Annotated in this window: 15 protein-coding genes; 10 read left to right on the plus strand and 5 right to left on the minus strand. The window is 56.0% G+C overall.

The annotated features are described in order from the left end of the window. Positions 1-35: 35 nt before the first annotated feature. Both ACQKLP_RS04520 and ACQKLP_RS04525 read right to left on the minus strand, forming a co-directional pair. Positions 36-392: a hypothetical protein gene (locus ACQKLP_RS04520; RefSeq protein WP_427320454.1), complete on the minus strand. Its 357-nt coding sequence runs from the start codon at positions 390-392 to the stop codon at positions 36-38. 69 nt (positions 393-461) lie between these two features. Then, the gene (locus tag ACQKLP_RS04525; RefSeq protein ID WP_427320456.1) at positions 462-1,658 is read right to left on the minus strand and encodes a right-handed parallel beta-helix repeat-containing protein; all 1,197 of its coding nucleotides are present in this window, start codon (positions 1,656-1,658) and stop codon (positions 462-464) included. Positions 1,659-1,931: 273 nt separating this feature from the next. Between ACQKLP_RS04525 and ACQKLP_RS04530 the strand changes: the two genes are divergently transcribed. The 8 genes from ACQKLP_RS04530 (at position 1,932) to ACQKLP_RS04565 (ending at position 14,787) form a co-directional block, all read left to right on the plus strand. After that, positions 1,932-2,342 carry a hypothetical protein gene (locus ACQKLP_RS04530; RefSeq protein WP_427320458.1) on the plus strand — a complete coding sequence of 137 codons (411 nt, stop codon included), beginning with the start codon at positions 1,932-1,934 and terminating at the stop codon, positions 2,340-2,342. Between the two features lie 141 nt (positions 2,343-2,483). Continuing rightward, the gene (locus tag ACQKLP_RS04535; RefSeq protein WP_427320460.1) at positions 2,484-3,566 is read left to right on the plus strand and encodes an efflux RND transporter periplasmic adaptor subunit; all 1,083 of its coding nucleotides are present in this window, start codon (positions 2,484-2,486) and stop codon (positions 3,564-3,566) included. 28 nt (positions 3,567-3,594) lie between these two features. Further along, positions 3,595-6,759, plus strand: a complete 3,165-nt coding sequence (locus ACQKLP_RS04540) for an efflux RND transporter permease subunit (protein WP_427320462.1) — start codon at positions 3,595-3,597, stop codon at positions 6,757-6,759. After that, entirely contained in the window at positions 6,752-8,179 is a 1,428-nt protein-coding gene (locus tag ACQKLP_RS04545; RefSeq protein WP_427320464.1) for a TolC family protein, read from the plus strand. Before ACQKLP_RS04540 ends, ACQKLP_RS04545 begins: the two co-directional genes overlap by 8 nt. A 144-nt stretch (positions 8,180-8,323) precedes the next feature. Next, positions 8,324-9,772 carry a sulfatase-like hydrolase/transferase gene (locus ACQKLP_RS04550; RefSeq protein ID WP_427320466.1) on the plus strand — a complete coding sequence of 483 codons (1,449 nt, stop codon included), beginning with the start codon at positions 8,324-8,326 and terminating at the stop codon, positions 9,770-9,772. A 235-nt stretch (positions 9,773-10,007) separates the two neighbouring features. Continuing rightward, positions 10,008-12,401 (plus strand): TonB-dependent receptor, encoded by a 2,394-nt coding sequence (locus ACQKLP_RS04555; RefSeq protein WP_427320468.1) that lies wholly within the window; start codon positions 10,008-10,010, stop codon positions 12,399-12,401. Positions 12,402-12,424: 23 nt separating this feature from the next. Then, complete coding sequence (locus ACQKLP_RS04560; protein WP_427320470.1) at positions 12,425-13,666, plus strand: DUF4374 domain-containing protein; 1,242 nt, start codon at positions 12,425-12,427, stop codon at positions 13,664-13,666. A 386-nt stretch (positions 13,667-14,052) separates the two neighbouring features. Further along, complete coding sequence (locus ACQKLP_RS04565) at positions 14,053-14,787, plus strand: YggS family pyridoxal phosphate-dependent enzyme (RefSeq protein WP_427320472.1); 735 nt, start codon at positions 14,053-14,055, stop codon at positions 14,785-14,787. 35 nt (positions 14,788-14,822) lie between these two features. Here ACQKLP_RS04565 and ACQKLP_RS04570 read toward each other — a convergent pair whose 3' ends face one another. Both ACQKLP_RS04570 and ACQKLP_RS04575 read right to left on the minus strand, forming a co-directional pair. Continuing rightward, a complete protein-coding gene (locus tag ACQKLP_RS04570) occupies positions 14,823-16,355 on the minus strand; it encodes an ADP-ribosylglycohydrolase family protein (RefSeq protein ID WP_427320474.1) in 1,533 nt (510 codons plus the stop codon). Positions 16,356-16,361: 6 nt separating this feature from the next. After that, a complete protein-coding gene (locus ACQKLP_RS04575; protein ID WP_427320476.1) occupies positions 16,362-17,540 on the minus strand; it encodes a prolyl oligopeptidase family serine peptidase in 1,179 nt (392 codons plus the stop codon). A 71-nt stretch (positions 17,541-17,611) separates the two neighbouring features. Here ACQKLP_RS04575 and ACQKLP_RS04580 point away from each other — a divergent pair, with 71 nt between their 5' ends. Both ACQKLP_RS04580 and ACQKLP_RS04585 read left to right on the plus strand, forming a co-directional pair. Beyond that, on the plus strand, positions 17,612-18,058 hold the full coding sequence (locus tag ACQKLP_RS04580; protein WP_427320478.1) for a hypothetical protein: 447 nt from the start codon (positions 17,612-17,614) through the stop codon (positions 18,056-18,058). Positions 18,059-18,184: 126 nt separating this feature from the next. Then, a complete protein-coding gene (locus tag ACQKLP_RS04585; protein WP_427320480.1) occupies positions 18,185-19,294 on the plus strand; it encodes an acyltransferase family protein in 1,110 nt (369 codons plus the stop codon). Positions 19,295-19,430: 136 nt separating this feature from the next. On the opposite strand, the gene ACQKLP_RS04590 is transcribed toward ACQKLP_RS04585, so the two are convergent. Beyond that, the gene (locus ACQKLP_RS04590; protein ID WP_427320482.1) at positions 19,431-19,937 is read right to left on the minus strand and encodes a DinB family protein; all 507 of its coding nucleotides are present in this window, start codon (positions 19,935-19,937) and stop codon (positions 19,431-19,433) included. Between the last annotated feature and the right edge of the window lie 6 nt (positions 19,938-19,943).

Genomic DNA, 19,943 nt, shown 5'->3' on the forward strand with positions numbered 1-19,943 from the left:
GTAAAAAGCGGGCCTTTTCATTATCGTTCGTTGGGTTATTTCGAAAGGAAATTCCCTGGCAGCCGCATGCCCTGCTCATCGTTCAGCACTTTTTCCATAGCGTTTTGCAGCGGTTTGGGAATGGAATTTTTGATTTCGGGGGACAGCTGTTGCAGCAGTTCGTGGAAATCATCGTCTTCATCGTAATAACCGAAGTACAGGAAATAATCGTCGGCGCCGTAGGCACGGAGGGAAATCTCATTGTCTTCGTCGGTGTGGGTGGAGATGACGGACCACTGTTCGCTGTCGTTGTAATCGTAACGGATGTCGAATGTTTTTTTACCAAGCGTTTCCGCGATGAGGTTTTCTACCATTTCGCCGGCCTGGTTTTTCACCATGTCTTCGTAATTCATAAAAAAGCGTTCTTGTAGGTCGAAGTTAAGGGAATTCTTACTGAATGAGAAGTGCCGGACAGACGTTAACTAAGGCTTTACCTCGAAAGCGCCGACTGAAGGGGCAGTCCGGAAAGCGTTGCCCCGGTGGTCGGACAATGGCGAAGGATTGGCGGCGCCCGCGCCGGCGGCGGGGCTCGTGGGGAGGATGGAGAAATCGCCGGACAGGGGATGCGCGAACTGCGGATCTTTTCCGTACATGCCGCCGGGCTCGGGCGCGGGCAGTTGCGGGCCTTGCCATTGGCGGTCGGTTGCATGGAACCAGAGGTTGTGGGAAAAGACGAAAGTTTCGGGGGATGTGCCGGCGCCGGTGCTGCAGGCGGTGCGCAGCTGATCGTCTACGTAAATGATATTGTTGCGGAACACATTCCGGGCGCATTTCGCAAAGCGGACGGTGTCTTTGTTTTCCTGGAGGATGCGGATGGCCCAGCGGCGCGGTAGATAAATGGTATTTTGAACGACTTCCGAATCGGTACATCCCACAAACGCCACGGGAGCGTCCGACCCCTCGAACACGCATGCCCGGACGGACAGCCGCGTGGCCTCGGACGCTGCGCCGGCGGGCCTGAAGAAAGCGGCGCCCGTGCTGCCGCCGAGATTGATGGCCCTGCTGCCCGCATTCCTGAAGCGACAGGCTTCCACCGTAATATGGCTGCTGCCGCCTTTCATCTGGAGCGCGTTGGCGCCGAGGTCGGCGAACCGGGATCGGACGATCCGTCCATCGTGGCAGCCTACCATATCGACGCCGCTGCCGCCCCGGGCGCCGTTTTCAAATTCACAGTCCTCTATCGTGAAATCCCGGACGCCGGATAGTTTGAGGAGATCGTTGTTGCCTTGTGCTGCGATGTCGCGGAAAACGCAGTGCCGGAAGTGGAGGTGATGCGCCGGGGAATCGGGCCGGGCGCCGTCGTCGAAGTTGACGCCGTTGCCGGTTTGGTGTGAAAATACGATCCCTTCTACGCGGAGCCACGCGATGCTGCTGGCATGCCAGGCGGAAGTACCGCCGCGGAAGATCACTTTGCCGGGGCTTTCGGCCAGGATGCAGACCCACCGGCCCGGGGAGCCCTTCAAACCGCCAAGGTCCACATCGCCCGGGTATACGCCGTTATGGATGAAAATGGTGTCTCCCGGAAGGGCCGCCGCCGCCGCATCCGCCAGCTGCGCAAAACGCTGCCCATGCCCCGTGTGGAGCACCGCGGCAGGGGATTCCTGCATCGCAACGGTCATCAACAGACAAAATATCAAACGCATAATAAATCCGGATCAACTAAAAATAATCCAAAAAACACCCGTTTCAAATAAGCGTGTGGATAACATTTTAAACATATTAAAAATATGAAAATGTATCGTTTAAGGCATTTTTAAGGAAAAATTAATGTGGATTTGGGGAAAACAGTTTGCAGTTTGCCGGCAATCCTATTAATTTTACACCCGTTCGCCCAAAAACCGATTTTGGTCCCGGGCGGGATTCATCAAACTGGCACGGCAATAAATAGTCTAATGACACGATTGTTGATCGGATTCATGCTTACTGCGTATATGCTCCTGTTGGGAGGATATTCGCATTCGTGCTGCCAGGCCACCCGTTTCTCCCCCGGAAAATATTTTCAGAACCTCACCGCCGACGACATACCGGCAGACACACACTGCGAAGAAGACCAGTTCACCCCAGCCGCCCCGCCAGACGCGCGCGAGGGTTTCGAAAAAACGAAGGCAGTGGAGATCCAGGAAGATGAAGACGCGCAGAACTTCCGTAAACAACAGCTTTTCTGCAAAATCCTCATCACCGCCATCTTCACGGACGTCAACCGCCTCCCTTCCATCTCTCCCCAACTCCCATTACCTTTTTGCCAGCATTTCTCCTACGCATCCGCCGATAAATTCATCGTGCAGCGCGTGATCAGGATCTGATCCTGACCCGCCGGCTACTTGCGGCCGGGACGTCCTCCGTTCATTCACTTCCGTAACACGACGCCGCCATGCGGACGGGCATTTTGCGTGCCCGATCGGAAGCTTTATTCCATAAAAACGTACCCAGATCCATTTTTTTATATGAAGCAGATCCTCATATTGTCGGGCTTATGCGCCCTCCTGTGCCATACCGGCTGCCATCCGAAAGAAGAACATCACGAAGAAAATGCAAAATTGCTCGTGACCAGTCCGCTGACGACAGACACCACCATTACCCGTGAGTTCGTTTGCCAGATCAAATCCATCCGCAACATCGAAGTGAGGGCCCAGGAAAAGGGATACCTCCAGGAAGTGCTGGTAGACGAAGGTCAGCATGTGCGCGCCGGCCAGTTGCTGTTCCGCATCATGCCGAAATTGTACGAAGCCGAGCTGCTGAAGGCGGAAGCCGAAGCGCAGGCGGCGGAAATCGAAGTGCAGAACACCAAATCGCTCGCCGATAAGAACGTGGTGTCGAAAAACGAGCTGGCCATGGCCAACGCCAAACTGAAAAAAGCCAATGCCGAGCTCGCCCTCGCCAAGGTGCACCTCGCATTTACGGAGATCCGCGCGCCGTTCGACGGGATCATCAACCACCTCGACATGAAGCTCGGCAGCCTCGTGGAAGAGGGCGACCTGCTCACGAGCCTGTCAGACAACAGCAAGATGTGGGTATATTATAACGTATCCGAAGCGGAATACCTGAACTACGCATCCAGCGCCAAATCCAGGGAAAAATCACAGGTGCAGCTCCGGATGGCCAACAAGAATGTGTTCCAGCACCCCGGCGTGGTGGAAACCATCGAAGCCGAATTCAACAACGAAACCGGTAATATCGCCTTCAGGGCTACTTTCCCGAATTCGGAGGGGCTCCTCCGCCATGGGGAAACCGGCACCATCCTCGTGCGCGAGCAATTGAAAAACGCGGTGATCATCCCGCAGAAAGCCACGCTCGAGATCATGGACCGCAAATACGTCTATGTGGTAGACAACAGCAATACCGTTCAGCTGAAACCCGTGACCATCGGCGCAGAAATGCCCGACCTGTTCGTGGTGAGCGACGGTTTGAAAGGCAACGAAAAAATCCTGCTCGAAGGGTTGCGGAAGGTGAAGAACAACGACAAGATCGCGTTCGAATTCGAAAACCCCCGCTCCGTGATCTCGCAGTTAGTGCTGCCGTCTGAATAATCCATAGACTTTTAAAACCGCGAATCGAATGTTCAACATATTCATGAAAAGGCCGGTCTTCGCGATCGTCATCTCCGTATTCATCATCTTTCTCGGAGTACTGGCCATCAATACCCTGCCCACGTCGCAGTTCCCCTCCATCGCGCCGCCGCGCGTGATCGTGAGCGTGGCCTACCCGGGCGCCAGTGCCGACGTGCTCGTGCAGTCGGTCCTCATCCCCATGGAGAAAGCCGTGAACGGCGTTCCCGGGATGAAATACATGACCTCCGACGCCGTGAGCGCCGGTGAAGCCAACATCCAGGTGGTGTTCGACCTCGGTACCGATCCCAACCAGGCCGTGGTAAACGTGAAAAACCGTATCGAGCAGGTAACCAGCAGGTTGCCGGAGCTCGTACAGCGCGAAGGCATCATCGTCAACATCCTCCAGCCCAACATGCTCATGTACGTGAACGTGTACAGCAAGGATCCCAAGGCCGACGAAAACTTCCTCTACAACTACGCCAACATCAACATCCTCCAGGAATTGCGGAGGGTAAAAGGGATCGGTAGCGCCCAGATCCTCGGCAGCCGCCAGTACGCCATGCGCATCTGGCTCAAGCCCGACAGGATGCGCGCCTACAACGTGTCTACCGAAGAAGTGATGGAAGCCCTGTCTACCCAAAGCATCATCGGCTCGCCCGGCCGTCTCGGCCGAAGCGATGGCAAGCGTTCCGAAGCGCTGGAATACGTGCTCACCTATCAGGGCCGCTACAACAAACCGGAACAGTACCAGGACGTGATCATCCGTGCCAGCTCGGAAGGAAAGCTGCTGTATCTGAAAGACATCGCTGACGTGGAATTCGGGAGCGAGTTCTACGATATCTACTCCAACCTGAACAACCATCCCTCCGCGGCGATCGTGCTGAAGCAGACGTACGGCAGCAACGCCAGCGAAGTGATCAAGGACATCAAAGCGAAACTGGAGTCCATCAAAGGCGATTTCCCGCCGGGCATGGATTATGAGATCAGCTACGACGTATCCTCCTTCCTCGATGCCTCCATCGAAAAAGTGCTGCATACCCTCGGCGAGGCGTTCATCCTCGTAGCCATCGTGGTGTTCATCTTTTTGGGCGACTGGCGTTCCACGCTCATTCCCACGCTGGCGGTACCCGTATCGCTGGTGGGCGCATTCTTCTTTATGCAGGTGTTCGGCCTCACCATCAACCTCATCACGCTCTTCGCGCTGGTACTGGCGATCGGGATCGTGGTGGATAACGCCATCGTGGTGATCGAGGCGGTACACGCCAAGATGGAGGAAGAAAATCTGTCGCCGTACGCGGCCACATATAAAGTTGTGCACGAGATCAGCGGCGCCATCGTGGCCATTACGTTCGTGATGGCGGCGGTATTTATTCCCGTGGCGTTCATGTCTGGCCCGGTGGGGATTTTCTACCGGCAGTTCGCCATCACCATGGCCACGTCTATCGTACTGTCGGGCGTAGTGGCGCTGACGCTGACGCCGGTGCTTTGTGCGATGATCCTCAAAAACAACCATGGCAAACCGAAGAAGAAAAACCCGATCGATCTGTTCATCGACGGTTTCAACCGGTTGTTCGGCAAGCTGACCGGACGTTACGAAAAACTGCTCCGCGCTATCGTGAGCCGCCGCGTTATCACATGGGCGGTGCTGATTGCGTGCTGCGCGGGCATTTTCGGGATTTCGCGGAAACTGCCTTCCGGCTTCATCCCGAACGAAGACCAGGGCATGATTTACGCCATCATCCAGACGCCTCCCGGCTCCACGCTCGAGCGTACCAACGAGATCGCACGGAAGCTCCAGGAGATCGCCGAAAAAGTGGACGGCATCCGCTCCGTTTCCGCACTGGCTGGTTATGAAGTGTTGACGGAAGGGCGCGGCTCCAACGCCGGTACCTGCCTGATCAACCTGAAAGACTGGTCGGAACGTAAACACAACGTCACCGAGATCATCGAGGAACTGGAAGAAAAAGCGAAGGAAATCCCCGGCGCCACGATCGAATTCTTCGGTCCGCCGGCCGTTCCGGGATACGGTGCTGCGGGCGGTTTCGCCATGCGGTTGCTCGACAAGACCAACAACGACGACTACAAGGAGCTCGAAAAAGTGAACGACCAGTTCATGGAAGCCCTCGGCAAGCGCAAGGAGCTGACGGGTCTGTTCACATTCTTCAGCGCCAACTATCCGCAATACGAGCTGCAGATCGATAACAAAGCCGCCATGCAGAAGGGCGTTTCCATCGGCAAGGCCATGGATAACCTCTCGATCCTGATCGGTAGTACGTACGAACTGGGTTTCGTGCGATTCGGTACGGCATTGAAAGTATACGTCCAGGCTTCGCCGGAATACCGCGCATTGCCCGACGACTTGATGAAGCTGTACGTGAAGAACGACCACGACGAAATGGTGCCGTATTCGGCATTCATGTCGATCCGGAAAACGCACGGCCTGAACGAGATCACGCGGTATAACATGTACACGTCGTCTGCCATCCGCGGCGAGCCTGCGGCGGGCTACAGTTCCGGCGAGGCCATCAAGGCGATCCAGGAAGTGGCGGCGCAGGTGTTGCCGCGCGGGTACGATATCGACTGGGAAGGGTTGTCGAAAGATGAATCCGAGCGCGGGAACGAGGCGCTGTACATTTTCCTCATCGTACTGGCGTTCGTATACCTGATCCTGGCCGCGCAATACGAGAGCTTCATTTTGCCGCTGGCGGTGGTGCTGTCGCTCCCCGCGGGCGTGTTCGGCGCGTTTTTCCTCGTGAAGATGATGGGCCTGGCCAACGACATTTATGCGCAGGTAGGGTTGGTGATGCTGGTGGGCCTGTTGGGCAAGAACGCGGTGCTGATCGTGGAATTTGCCGTGCAGAAACACCGTTCCGGCATGACGGTGCTGGACGCGGCGATCGAAGGGGCGCGGGTGCGTTTCCGCCCCATCCTCATGACCTCGCTGGCATTCATCGCCGGTTTGATCCCGCTGGTATTTGCCACGGGCCCCGGCGCCATCGGTAACCGGACCATCGGCGCGGCTTCGGCCGGCGGGATGCTGATCGGTACCATCGGTGGGGTGCTCGTCATACCCGGACTGTATTACATCTTCGGCCGGATCGCCGAAAAGCGCAAGCTCATCCGCGACGAAGAAGAAAATCCATTAACAGAAGAACTCGAACACAATGTTTAATCGCAGAACCATCACATATATCGCCATCGGCTGCGCTAGCCTGGGCTACACGGCCTGCAAGATCCCCGCCATCACGGGGAAGGAGGCAGACAAGAACATGCCGGCGGCCTTCGATAGCGCGCCCGGCACCAGCAGCGCGGCGGTGCAGTGGAAAGAATTTTTTGCCGATGCGGAATTGTCGGCCCTCATCGATACCGCGCTGCAGCGCAACCAGGAACTGAACATCGTGCTGCAGGAAATCGAGATTTCGCGCAACGAAGTGCGTGCCCGGAAAGGCGAATACCTGCCATCCGTGGCGCTGCGCGCCGGGGCCGGCGTGGAAAAAGTGGGCCGCTACACCAGCCAGGGCGCCAACGATGCCAATACCGAGATCAAGGAAGGAAAGGAAATGCCCGAGCCCCTGGGCGACTTCCTCGTGGGCGCGTTCGCCAGCTGGGAGGTGGATATCTGGCATAAGCTCCGCAACGCAAAAGATGCCGCGGCAGCGCGGTACCTGGCGTCTGTGGAAGGCCGGAACTTCGTGGTGACGAACCTCATCGCCGAAATCGCCGCTTCGTACTACGAACTGCTGGCGCTCGACAAACAACTGGAAATCCTCGACCAGAACATCGCCATCCAGAGCAATGCCCTCAACATCGTGAAGCTCCAGAAGGAAGCCACCCGCGTAACGGAACTGGCGGTGCGGAAGTTTGAAGCGGAAGTGCTGCGGACGCAGAGCCTCCGGTTCGATATCCTCCAGCGCATCACCGAAACCGAAAACAAGATCAACTTCCTTTGCGGGCGATTTCCGCAGCCGGTGCGCAGGAACGACGCGGCATTCGGAACGGCCTCCGCCAAGGTGGCCGCCGGCCTTCCGGCCGATCTGTTGGCCAACCGGCCCGACATCCGGCGGGCGGAACTGAACCTGGCCGCCGCGAAGCTCGACGTAAAATCCGCCCGCGCGCAGTTTTACCCTTCCCTGGGCATTACGGCGGGCGTGGGGTACAGGGCCTTCAATCCATCGTACCTCGTCAAAACGCCGGAATCGCTCCTGTATTCGATCGCGGGAGACCTGGTGGCGCCGCTGGTGAACAGGAACGGTATCAAAGCGGCGTACCTCAATGCCAATGCGAAGCAGGTACAGTCGGTATACGAATACGAGAAAACGATCTTGAACGCATACGTGGAAGTGGTCAACCAGCTGTCGAAAATCGGTAATCTCGATAAGCGATTCGAGTTGCAGGCCAAACAGGTGGATGCGCTCACACAATCCATCGAGATATCGAACAGCCTTTTCACCTCCGCCCGTGCGGATTACATGGAAGTGCTCCTGACCCAGCGCGACGCACTGGAGTCCAAATTCGAGCTGATCGAAACGCAACTGCAGCAAATGCAGGCGCTGGTGGGCGTTTACCGCGCGCTGGGTGGCGGTTGGAAATAATAAGCTTGAAAAACCCGGTAAACAGGCTCCGCGCGGTTGTGCGGGGCCTGTTTTGTTGGGGGCGGACAAGAAATTACCGGACCAGGGGAAGATATTATTATGATGTTTCGTGCTTCTTGAATAGTTTGACGGTAAATTGTAGCCATGGTTTCAGGGTTTTCCCGCCTTCTGCTGGCGGTTTTATTGTTGACGGGGACGGGGCTGCGCGCGCAGTCGCCCAAGCGGTTAAATGTATTGGTGTTATTGACGGACGATCAGCGGTTCAATACGATCCGGGCGCTGGGGAACGCGGAAATCCACACGCCGAATATGGACCGGCTCGTGAAAAGCGGTACCGTGTTCACACAGGCGCACATCATGGGATCGTTGGGCGGGGCGGTTTGCGCGCCCAGCAGGGCCATGCTCCTCACGTCGCGGCCGGTCTTCAGCGTGCATGAGGATGGAGGCGTGATACCGGCTTCGGAGAAAACCTTCGCCGAAGTGTTCCGCGAATCCGGCTACGAGACTTTTTCAACGGGCAAATGGCATAGCGATCACGCTTCCTTCAACCGTTCTTTCGCTTCGGGCGATAATATCTTCTTCGGCGGCATGCATACGGAAAAGGAAGGCGGCCACTGGAAGCCGAAACTTCATCATTACGATCCTACCGGGACGTACAAATCTCCATTTACCGGCAACGATTTTTCTTCCGTTTGCTACGCCAATGCGGCGATCGAATTCATCCGGAAGCCGCGGCAGGAGCCGTTCCTCATGTACGTCGCGTTTACTGCGCCCCACGATCCGAGGACCCCGCCGGAAGCGTTCCTCCGCCTGTACGATACGGCGAAAATCAGTCTGCCGGGCAACTTCATGGCAAAACATCCTTTCGATAACGGTGAACTGACCGTCCGCGATGAAATGCTGCTGTCTACACCCCGCAATCCTGCAGAAGTGAAGCTGGAAATCGCGAAATATTACGCCATGATCAGCGAGGTAGACCATGAGATCGGGCGGGTGCTGGATGCGTTGAAGGCGAGCGGGCAGTACGAAAATACCATCATCGTGCTGGCGGGAGACAACGGGCTGGCCGTGGGGCAGCACGGGTTGCTGGGCAAACAGAACCTGTACGACCATTCCATGCGCGTGCCGCTGATCTTCGCCGGGCCGGGCATTCCGGCGAACAAGCGCGTGGATGCGTATTGCTACCTGACGGATGTGTTCCCGACTTTGTGCCAACTCGCCGGCTTGCCGCAGCCCGCAACGGTGGAAGGGATTTCGCTGGACAAGGCGTTTACGCCTTCCCGCTTTACCGGCCGCGACCGGCTGTTCATCACTTACTCCAATCTTCAGCGCGCGATCGTGAAAGACGGGATGAAGCTCATCGTGTATAATGTGAACGGGCAACATCCCGTTCAGCTGTTCGACCTGAAAAAAGATCCGCTGGAAAAGAATAACCTGGCGGATGCGAAAACGCATCAAAAGAAAGTCGCCGGACTGCGCGCGTTACTGCAAAGCGAAATGCAGCGATACGGGGACTTCTGCGATTTTTCGAAAGCAGGATGGGGATGGCCGGGGAAATTGAAATGGGAAGATGCGAAACGGATCAACCCGTAAGAACATTATTAACCAGTTTGAGGGCTGTCTTCCGGGACGGCCCTTTTTCGTGAATGCGTGGCCGTGAGAACGGGATTTCCGCATCGCGCAAATAGTTTTCCTATTTCGATCATATGTTAAGGTTTTCCTTGCGCAACTTTGCCCCTTCAAACTAAAGCATAAAAAAAGCCGCACAGCGCCAACTGTACGGCTATCCACCTTTCGGCGGAGCTTTCAATCGATCAAATTTCAAGCAATGCAATATAAGCAAATATTGTTAACGGGTCTGCTATGCCTGTCCGTTTTCAGCCTGTGGGCGCAGCAATCCGCGTCCGTTTCGGGAACGGTGAAAGACAATGGCGGGGCGCCGGTTGCGGCCGCGTCTGTCAGAATAAGCGGTTCCCGTCTGGGTACATCTGCAAACAATACGGGAGCCTGGTTGCTTCCCGATCTCAAGCCCGGCAACTATACATTGGAGTTCTCGGCAGTCGGGTTTTCGCGGGTTGAAAAAACGGTAACGTTGAAGGCCGGTGAAAACGCTGTGCTGGATGTGGTACTGGACCGCAAGGCGGCGCAGGTGAAAGAAGTGAATGTAACGGGGCTTACCGCCAACCAGCAGGTGAACCGCCAGGCGTACGCCGTTACTTCCATCGACGCAAAGCCCCTGCACAACAGCTCGCAAGACCTCAACCAGGTGCTCGGCAAAACGGCCGGCGTACGGGTGCGGGAAGACGGCGGACTGGGCTCCAGTTTCAACTTTTCCCTCAACGGGTTTTCCGGCCGGCAGGTTAAGCTCTTCCTCGACGGCATCCCTATGGACAATTTCGGTTCTTCCCTCACGCTGAACAATATTCCCATCAACCTCGCCGACCGGATCGAAGTATATAAAGGCGTAGTGCCGATCTGGCTGGGTGCGGATGCGCTGGGTGGCGCGGTGAACGTGGTCACCAATGCCAAAACGCAACGCTATCTCGACGTGTCCTATTCCTACGGATCGTTCAATACCCACCGCAGCGCCGTGAGCGCGGGGTATACCGGGGAGAAAACGGGGTTTACGGTGCTGGGGAACTTCTTCCAGAACTATTCCGATAACAATTACCGGGTCCATACCGGCGTTACCGACCTCAACACGCTGATCATCGGCCCGGAGCAGCGCTTCCGCAGGTTCCACGACCGATACAAATCGGAAACCGCGCAGGTGGAAATGGGCGTCACCGGGAAGCGGTATGCCGATAAATTGATGCTCGGCATCATCCTGTCGCAAAACGACCGCCAGATACAGACAGCTGCGCAGATGTCGAAAGTGTTTGGCGGCTGGAACCAGCGGAGCTACACCATCATGCCCACGCTGAAGTATAAAAAGACGGACCTTTTCGTGAAGGGGCTCGATTTCAATCTCTACGGCAGCTACAATTTCGGCAGCACGCGCAACGTAGACACGCTGAACCGCGTCTATAACTGGGCCGGCGAGTATAAAGACAATACCTTCAACGAACAAGGCCAGTACGTGCCCGGCGGCGAAAACAGCCGGAGCCTGTACAAATTCTCCAACAATCTCGCCATCGCCAATGCCAGCCTGGGTTACAACATCGGCGGCGGGCATTCGGCCGGCGTCAATTACACGTTCACCAACTTCGACCGCGAAGGCCACGATCCGCTCAAGCCCAACGAAGAAGCCTACGAAACACCGCAAAAGCTCCGCAAATCGGTGCTGGGCCTGGGATATAAGTATGATTATAAAGACAGGTGGTCTACTTCGGTGTTCGTCAAGGAATACTTCGTGAAAGGGGAATCCGCACAGCGGGTGGATATTTACACCAATCCGCATTGGGAGCCTATCTACAGCGATCTGTCCAAAACCGGCTATGGCGTGGCTTCGGCGTATTATTTGATCCCTTCGCTCCAGCTGAAGCTTTCCTATGAAAAAACATACCGGCTGCCGGAAGGCGACGAAATGTTCGGGGACGGCATCAACCATGTCGCGAATAAGAACCTTCGCCCGGAAAGCAGCGATAATGTGAATTTCGGCGCCGTGTTCACCCGGAAGTTAGGTGAGCGCCACCGGCTGATGGTGGAAGGCAATTTCGTGCTGCGCGACGCGGAAGACTTCATCCGCGTTGACCTCGTGGATACCCGCACGCAGTCCGTAAACGTGCGCGGCGTCCGGAATACGGGCGTGGATGCGGATATCAAATACGCCTGGAAGGATGTGTTTACCGCCGCCGCCAACGCCACTTATCAACACCTCATCAACACCACCCGCTTCGAAACGCCCGGCAGCAATGTGGAAAGCGCCATCTACAAAGACCAGATCCCTAACATCCCGTACCTCTTCGGCAACCTGGACCTCGGCGTGAAATTCAAAAAGGTTGGATTTTCGCACGCCCGGCTCGGGGTAAATTATCACCTGAACTACGTGCACGCTTATTATCTCAAATGGCCCAGCCTGGGTTACAGCTGGGAGAAGAACGAAGTGCCGCAGCAGCTTTCGCACGACGTTTCCGCCACCTACACCCTCAAAAACGGGAAGTACAACGTATCGCTCGAATGCCGCAACCTGACAGATGAGCGCCTGTACGACAACTTCCTCATGCAAAAGCCCGGACGCGCTTTCTACATGAAACTCCGCTACTTCCTCAGCAAATATTAATCTAACATATAGACCATCAAAACATGAGAAAAGTACAACTTTTGATGCCGGCCCTGGCGGCCGCCATGACCATTGCCGGCTCGTCGTGCTCCAAAAGCGACAAGAACGTGAACCCGGACGACCTGGTGAACCCGGACAACAGCACCTTCGTGATCGCCGTTACGGCGGAAGGCAGTTCTTCCGAAGCCACCGATTACATATTACAGAGCAAAGACCTCATGACGGGCGTGATCACGCCGGTGGGGCAGGGCATCGAGCAGAAAAGCTACCGCATGTACGAAGTGGTGGGCAAAACCCTGCTGAGCATCACTTACCAGGGCACCAACGTAGTGCCGGGATACGCGCTCAACGATAAAGGCATCCTTTCCAAAAAGAACGGCGAATTCTCTATCCTCCGCCTCCACGCCCGCGGTGTGGTAGACCAGGACAGGATGTTCGGCATGTTTTGTCCGCGCGACGGATCGGCCGAAGCCACTTTCTACGAGATCAACGCCACCAGCATGAGCGTGGCCCGTCAGGCGAAGATCAACGTTTTCCAGACCGCCAACAACTGGAAAGAATGGGCGTATTTCAATGATGTGCGGATGGTCGGCGGAAAAGTGTTCGCGCCGTTCTTCCAGATCAAAAACTCCGGATTCGATACGCAATACGCAGATTCCGCTTACCTCGCCATTTTCTCCTATCCTGACCTGAAACTGGAAAAAGTGATCAAGGACGAGCGCACCGGCACGCTGGGCCGCTACGCCAGCAACGATGTACTGAGCATTACGGAAAGCGGTGACGTGTACACTTATTCCGCCGCGGGCGCCATCGCCGCGGGAAGCGTGCCTTCCGCCAAACCCTCCGGTATTCTGCGCATCAAAAACGGCACCACCGATTTCGACAAGGATTACTTCTTCAACATCGAAACGGCCACGGGCGGCTACAAGCTCTGCGGCATGAAATACATCGGCGGCGGCAAAGCCCTCGCGCAGATCTTCAGCTTCAAAGACCACGTTGCCGGCGATAAATGGACGAACCGCGACTGCCGCCTCGCCATCATCGACCTCACCGCCAAAACCATCACCAACGTAACAGACGTTCCCCTCCACACCGGCGGCGGCCTTCAATACGGCTGCGTGATCGACAAGGGCCTGGCTTACCTGCATGTCCAGAATGCGGACGGCATCTACATTTATAAAGTGGACCTCGCTACGGCCAAAGGCACGAAAGGCGCCAAGGTGCAGGGTAAAGCGGTGATGGGCCTTTTCAAAATGACGAAATAGCATTTTTCACACCGGTCGATATATAATAATGGAGCACCCGGGCCGCGGCACATCGCCGCGGCCCGGGTGCTTTTTCGTATATCGGATTTTGCGAAATATTCCCTGTATTGCCTGCAACAAAACCGGCCTCGCTTGCACCGTGTTCCAACCGGCCGCCAATTTGGGAGTTAAAGAAGCGATGGAGGAATTAAAGGCGAATTGTAAATAATCATCTGGACTACTTCAATTTTCAGATCTGGACCGGTAGATGCGTCCAGAAGCGGTGTACATTTGTGGTGTGATGCATGCTGCCCGATAGCTATACAATTCAGGGCAGTACTGATATTTCCTCATCGCTGAAGTCCCGGTCGCAGATCGGGCTTCGGCCGTTTACAGCTTGTACCGGCATGAAAGAAGATATCCTCCATCAGATCGCCATCATCGAAAAACGTATCGCCGATGCCTGCGTGGCTGCCGGCAGAGACCCGCAGGACGTACGCCTGCTCCTCGCTACCAAAACCGTTCCGCCCGAACGCATCCGCGTGGCGCTGGAAGCGGGCCGGACATTGATCGCCGAGAATAAGATCCAGGAGCTGAAGGAGAAATTCGCGGCGCTGGAAGACATTCCCCACGAAAATCATTTCATCGGCCATCTCCAGACCAACAAGATCAAGGATTTGCTGAAATACAACGTGTCGTGCCTGCAGTCGCTCGACCGGCCGGACCTTGCCGAAAAGCTCCACCAGCGCCTGCGATCCGAAAACAGGACGATGGACGTGCTCATCCAGGTCAACACTTCCGGCGAGGCCAGCAAATTCGGCGTGGAGCCCGCCCTGGCGCTCGATCTCGTCAGGAGCGTGGCGCAACTGGGAACGTTGCGGATAAAGGGATTGATGACGATCGGGCTGCTCAGCGCCGAAGCCGGAAAAGTGCAGGCCTGTTTCCGGCTGCTGCGGAACCTGCGCAACAGCATCCGCGCGCAGGGGATCGATGGGGTGGATATGAGCGAACTGTCGATGGGCATGAGCGGCGACCTGGAAATCGCCATCGCGGAGGGCGCCACCATCGTGCGGGTGGGTACGGCCATTTTCGGGCAGCGGCCTACGCCGGATAGTTTTTACTGGAATGAAAATACAGCTTGAAATAAAAAGCGGCGCCGAATTGGCGCCGCGTGAATTTAGTTTTTAGCCGGTGGATGGGAGAACACCAACACCTCCGTCACATTGACTTTGACGCCGTCTGCCGGGTTCTTCCAGCGAAGGGTAGCCGTGTGGTTTCCTGCCGGCAACGTGAAAGCGTGGGCCACTTCGTTGCGGCGGGTGGTGAGACTGGCGGGGAGGCTGACGGATTTCGCTACTTTCCCGTCGATGAGCAATTCCACTTCCGCGGCATAGTTTTGATCGCCTTCCACATATCCCTTGACAACGATCCCTTTCCCATCGAACCGTATCGGCTCCGTATGTTGCAGCAGTTTATGGACGGCGATTTTTTGGGTGGGATGATGGCTGTTGAAACCCTGTTCGAGCCTTACCGCTTTGGGCGACTGGTAAGAGATCGTGACGGCATCTTCCCCAACTTTCCCTTTATTGGCCCGGATCACCTGCAGCGCATGTTCGTAGCTCATTTTATAGAGATCGTTGAGCGATGCGGTCGTGTACACGAAATCCCTGTCTTCCACCACTTTCAGCGCCTGCAGGTATTTCTCCGGGATGTTGCTGTACCCGATCATCGTGCCCAGGATCCCCGCTGCGGAGGCGGGATTGCAATCCGCATCCTGCCCGCACCGCATGGAAATGTCCATCGTTTTGGTGAAATCTCCGCCGCCATACAGTAATCCGATGAGGATGTACGCGGAATTCACCGTGGCATCGATGTTGAAGTCGGACTGGTACCCGTCCGGGCAATAGAGGTCTTCGTTCCAGTTGCGCGCTACTTCGGCCCAGGCCTGCTTCCAGTCGTCGGGATGCTTTTTGTGCGTGGCGATCACGGCTTCCATGCACTTGCGGTATTTGCTTTGTGCGGGAATGGTTTTCAGCGCCTCGGTCACGATCCACTGAATGTCGTCCGATACGAACGCCAGCGAATACATGGCCGCCACGTACACGCCGCCATACCATCCGTCGCCATAATTCATGATGTGGCCGATGCTGTCGCAAATGATGCTGGAGGTGTTGGGCATTCCAGGCGACATAAGCCCTGCAAAATCCGCTTCGATCTGGAAATCGATATCGTCTGCATGCGGATTGTTCATCCAGTGCCCGCTTGCCGGCGCTTTGATGCCGTTGAGCACGTTATAGCGGGCGGCCTGATTGGCGTGCCACAGCGGGTACGATGCATGGGCAACTGCGTTGGCGAAGGAATCCACCGGAGCTTTCAGGCCGTATTTATCGAAGACTTCCACGAAGGTGAGGTCCATATACACATCGTCGTACAGGCCGGGGAAGCTGTCGTACCAATGTTGAATACTTCCGTTGTCCCAATGTACGGGGATGTTATCGGGGACCATGATGCCGTTGTACCTGAATTCGAAATGTCCGCCGTAGGTGCAGCCGATGGTTTGGCCGGCCCATCCGCCCCTGATCTTGTCTTGTAGCGTGGCGCGGGAAAGTTTCGTTTTGGGTGGAGGGATGTGGGAACTTTTGTTCCGGAAGGCCATTACAACTGTGGCGATAGCGGCCAGTACGAGGCCGGAGAGGATGATTTTACGCATGGAATTTTATTTCTGCTTGAAATGATAGTTCGCGAATTGGATAAAATGTTGCCAGTCGGATTCCGTCATATCGTGCTCGCCTTCGCGGTTGTGGTAACCGATTACGGAACGTTCGATGGCCTTGTTGACGGGTGGAGGAGACGCGGGAAGTGCCGATTTGCGCTTGAATAGCGCATAGGTTTTTTCCGCATTCTTCAGGGCGAGGAAAGTGCCGGTGGGATCGGCCCAGAGGTCTTTCGTGGCGTTGGTGGCATATACCGGCCGCGGTGCGATCAGCGCGATGAGCATATGCTGGTCTACGGGCAGATCGTTTTCGCGGTCGTTGAATTGTTTGTAGTTATCGTTGAACCAGTGTGGGAAGCGGGTGTTGATGACGCGGATGCGTTCGCCGAATTGCCGGCGGGCGAGCGCGGCGCCGGTGTTTCCCGAGCAGTTGGAAATGGCGATGGCGAAGCGTTCGTCTTGCGCGGCGGCCCACAACGACGTTTTCCCTCCCCTGGAATGGCCCACCAGCGCCACTTTCTTCGCATCTACCAGCGGTTCTTTCTCGAAATAGTCCATTACACGGGAGGCGCCCCATGCCCAGGCGCCGATGGCTTTCATGCCGTTTTCCATGCGCAGATGGTCGGGATATAGGCGGAGCACGCCTTCGGAGAACTTTGTTTTGTCGTCCGGCGCGAGGTCGCCCACCTGGAACGCGGCGATGGCATATCCGCTGTTGATCGCCATTTCAGCGGGCCAGAAGGGGCTTTTGATGTTTCTGTCGGGATCGGTATTGCTTTTCGGGCGGTTGTTGATGAGGAGGAAAACGGGGGCTGGCTTTGAAGCATTCTTCGGGACGAAGAGCGTCAGCCCGATGGCGACCGATTGGCCGTTGCGGAACACGGTGATGCGGGTTTCTTTGAGGATGGCGCGTCCGTTCATGGCGGAGGCGTTTTGCCGGAGGGTTTCGAAACGGGTGGAATCCATGTCTTTAGGCATCACCCCGTACACGTTGTTCTCGAACAGCCGGAGGATTTCCGGGCGGCGCGCCGTTTTCCAGGTTTTCGCATCACTAACCGGCTGGCCGTTCAGCAGCACGAGCGGGTCGGGGAGGGTGTAAGCGGGAACGAGCGCTTCGTCGTAATTCTGCGCGAACGTGGTAGCGGAAACGAGCAGGGCCGTGAGAAAAGTAATCGTTTTCATGGTGGAATGTGCGAAAAAAGATACGGCAAATTTTCAGACATTTGCATCCACCGAACCCAAAAATCACCTGCATGCATATCCGTTTCCTCGCCATCGTGGCCCTGCTGATCGTTTCCCTCCGTACTTCCGCGCAGGACAAACCCGTCAATTCCCTTTATACCGGCGATATCGACGGCAAAATCCCCGTGACGCTGTTCCTCCAGGCCACGCCGAATCCCTGCAAACCGGAAGAGCAGTACCAGGGTATTTATACCTACAACAAGCAGCTCGACCGCTCCAAATGGCTCCTGCTGTCCGTCGATTACAACGACAAGGGCCAGTTCATCATGGTGGAAACCGGCGTGTCCGGCGTGCTGATCCTCCAGAAAACCGGCGAAGGCTTCTCCGGCACCTGGATATCGCCCGACGGCAAAACCCTCCGCAAAGTAACCCTCCGGAAAAAGGACATCCCCAAAGAAAAGGAGGAATTCTATCTCGATGCGCTCGATCATACGAATTACCGGTATAACGATTGTTGATTGTTGGCGGGTGGCCCGGCTGCAAAAAAGCGAATGACAATTACGAAGGCAAATCGTATATTTCTACATCCCGGCGCCCTCCACGTTCGCCGTGTTTCGTTTTTCATCGTCAAGACGGAATAATATATGAAAACACCTGTGCCTTCATCCCCTTCCAAGCGCCTTCTTTCGCTGGACGTTATGCGTGGCTGGATCATGATCCTGCTGGCGGCTGAAAGCGCCCAGCTTTACCGTTCGCTCCGCCCGCTGGCCAAAGATTCCTGGGCGGAAGGGATCGTTCGCCAGTTTTTCCATCATGCCTGGAACGGGCTCCGATTTTGGGACCTCGTACAGCCGGCCTTCATGACGATCGCCGGCGTTGCGATGTACATCGCATTTACGCGGAAAGGCGTTGCCTGGAGCGCCAACTGGCCGCATGTGCTGCGAAGAAGCCTCCGGCTGTTGGTTTGCGGCGTGGGGTTGCATTGCATCTACCAGGGCCGGCTCGTGTGGGAATTGTGGAACGTCTTGACGCAATTGTCTGTCACCACCATCATCGCTTATGCCATCATTCAAAAATCGGTACGTTTCCAGATCATCGTATCTGTGGCGCTGCTGGTGCTTACGGAGCTCTGTTACCGTACCACCGGCATCCCCGGTTTCGATCAGCCTTTTACAGACCAGCATAACTTTGGCAACTGGGTGGATTTGTTGCTGATGGGAAAGATGAATTCCGGCGGATGGGTGACCATCAATTGCATTCCCACGGCGGCGCATACCATCTGGGGCGTGCTCATCGGAAAAATCCTTATCGACGGGAATATTACCCAACAACGAAAAGTGACGGTCCTCTTCGCCGCAGGCGCCATCTCGCTGGCCGTGGGATACGGGCTAGACTGGGCAGGCGTTACCCCGATCATCAAACGGATCGCTACCAGCTCGTTCGTGCTGGCGTCCGGTGGCTGGGTGTTATGGACGGCAGCTTTCCTGTTCTGGTTCATCGACGTCAAAAAGCGGAACGGCGGCGCGTGGGTCCCGGTTGTGGTGGGCATGAACCCGATTTTCATTTACCTGGTGTTCGAAACCGTAGGCCACCAATGGCTGAATGGTGCGGTAGCCATCTTCGTGACGGGGTTCCTGGGATGGACGGGCATGACCGAAGACTGGATGAACGTAGCATCTGCGCTTGTAACGCTCGGGTTGTACTGGGGGCTGTGCTACTGGCTGTACCGGAAAAAAATCTTCTTCAAACTGTAGTTCTTCCCACAAAAATAGATCCCGGGATTCCATTCGAAAGGAAAAGGCGCGGCGTTCAATATCGGCGCAGTGGTACAGTACTGACCCATTATATTTCCATTGGAAAGGGGATGTGGCGAAAGCTGCGTCCCCTTTTTCAATCCAGGAACGGCACCATTTTTTTCAGTTGATGTATGTGGCGGCGGGAATGGACGGTGAGGAACGTCAGCCATTCGCGGATGGTGAGCTCGCCCAGTTGCGGGAAAGGGAAATCCAGGAGGAGGAGGTTTGGATCGGTGCCGGCAACGAGTTGCAAAATATCCTCGCGGTTGGATTTGAGGGCTTGCATCAGCTGTTCGCGGTCTTTGGGCGAATCGTCGGGCCGGATGGATTCCATGGCTTCGAATTTTGTGGTGAAATCGAGGAAAATGGAGCGGAGCGCCGGCGCCAGGGCTTCGGGATTGCGATCTGTTGGCCTGGTGTTGCCGCGCAAAAGCTCCGGAACGCCGGATTCGGATATCAGCAGATGTTGCCCCACCTGCCCCGGCGTCCAGCTGCCGGCGAAGGGAACGCGGTTCAGCTGTTCCTGCGAAAAATGGCCCAGCGCATCGAGTAGCTCGGTGGTAGACTGGTTGAATTCGGATATGTAGGATTGGGTAGTCATGCCAGT

The sequence above is a fragment of the Chitinophaga sp. NPDC101104 genome, from assembly GCF_050277495.1.
GTDB lineage: Bacteria > Bacteroidota > Bacteroidia > Chitinophagales > Chitinophagaceae > Chitinophaga.

What these genes read in the sequence shown, in the direction of transcription:
- ACQKLP_RS04520 (WP_427320454.1), bottom strand. Translation starts at nt 392, where the DNA reads ATGAATTACGAAGACATGGTGAAAAACCAGGCCGGCGAAATGGTAGAA.
- ACQKLP_RS04525 (WP_427320456.1), bottom strand. Translation starts at nt 1,658, where the DNA reads ATGACCGTTGCGATGCAGGAATCCCCTGCCGCGGTGCTCCACACGGGG.
- ACQKLP_RS04530 (WP_427320458.1), top strand. Translation starts at nt 1,932, where the DNA reads ATGACACGATTGTTGATCGGATTCATGCTTACTGCGTATATGCTCCTG.
- ACQKLP_RS04535 (WP_427320460.1), top strand. Translation starts at nt 2,484, where the DNA reads ATGAAGCAGATCCTCATATTGTCGGGCTTATGCGCCCTCCTGTGCCAT.
- ACQKLP_RS04540 (WP_427320462.1), top strand. Translation starts at nt 3,595, where the DNA reads ATGTTCAACATATTCATGAAAAGGCCGGTCTTCGCGATCGTCATCTCC.
- ACQKLP_RS04545 (WP_427320464.1), top strand. Translation starts at nt 6,752, where the DNA reads ATGTTTAATCGCAGAACCATCACATATATCGCCATCGGCTGCGCTAGC.
- ACQKLP_RS04550 (WP_427320466.1), top strand. Translation starts at nt 8,324, where the DNA reads ATGGTTTCAGGGTTTTCCCGCCTTCTGCTGGCGGTTTTATTGTTGACG.
- ACQKLP_RS04555 (WP_427320468.1), top strand. Translation starts at nt 10,008, where the DNA reads ATGCAATATAAGCAAATATTGTTAACGGGTCTGCTATGCCTGTCCGTT.
- ACQKLP_RS04560 (WP_427320470.1), top strand. Translation starts at nt 12,425, where the DNA reads ATGAGAAAAGTACAACTTTTGATGCCGGCCCTGGCGGCCGCCATGACC.
- ACQKLP_RS04565 (WP_427320472.1), top strand. Translation starts at nt 14,053, where the DNA reads ATGAAAGAAGATATCCTCCATCAGATCGCCATCATCGAAAAACGTATC.
- ACQKLP_RS04570 (WP_427320474.1), bottom strand. Translation starts at nt 16,355, where the DNA reads ATGCGTAAAATCATCCTCTCCGGCCTCGTACTGGCCGCTATCGCCACA.
- ACQKLP_RS04575 (WP_427320476.1), bottom strand. Translation starts at nt 17,540, where the DNA reads ATGAAAACGATTACTTTTCTCACGGCCCTGCTCGTTTCCGCTACCACG.
- ACQKLP_RS04580 (WP_427320478.1), top strand. Translation starts at nt 17,612, where the DNA reads ATGCATATCCGTTTCCTCGCCATCGTGGCCCTGCTGATCGTTTCCCTC.
- ACQKLP_RS04585 (WP_427320480.1), top strand. Translation starts at nt 18,185, where the DNA reads ATGAAAACACCTGTGCCTTCATCCCCTTCCAAGCGCCTTCTTTCGCTG.
- ACQKLP_RS04590 (WP_427320482.1), bottom strand. Translation starts at nt 19,937, where the DNA reads ATGACTACCCAATCCTACATATCCGAATTCAACCAGTCTACCACCGAG.